The sequence below is a fragment of the Pseudomonas sp. SIMBA_067 genome, assembly GCF_046534675.1.
In the GTDB taxonomy this organism is placed as follows: domain Bacteria; phylum Pseudomonadota; class Gammaproteobacteria; order Pseudomonadales; family Pseudomonadaceae; genus Aquipseudomonas; species Aquipseudomonas putida.
Genome location: NZ_JAWRYH010000259.1, coordinates 1 through 289 on the forward strand (window position 1 = coordinate 1; position 289 = coordinate 289).

Consider the following 289-nt stretch of genomic DNA (forward strand, 5'->3'; position numbering starts at 1 on the left):
GCTGGTTAACCAAAGGCACACCGCGATCAACACGGTGTGCCTTTTTTTTTGTTAAACAGCACACCCGGCTATTACCGGTTTATCTTTCAGGAGTCATTCATGTTTGTGGTTGAGCTGCTTATCGTCTTGATGGCGATCTGGTTGGGCGCACGTCTTGGCGGCATTGGTATCGGGTTCGCAGGCGGAATGGGCGTGCTGATCCTGACGCTGGGATTTGGCATGGCACCCGGTGCTATTCCGTTCGATGTGATTGAAATCATCATGGCGGTGATCGCCGCGATAGCCGCCA

Annotated in this window: 1 protein-coding gene; it reads left to right on the forward strand. The window is 53.3% G+C overall.

The window, feature by feature from the left end:
- Positions 1-99: 99 nt before the first annotated feature.
- Positions 100-289 (forward strand): anaerobic C4-dicarboxylate transporter family protein (locus SB765_RS29000; protein ID WP_410932400.1); only part of this gene is annotated, 190 nt, incomplete at its 3' end.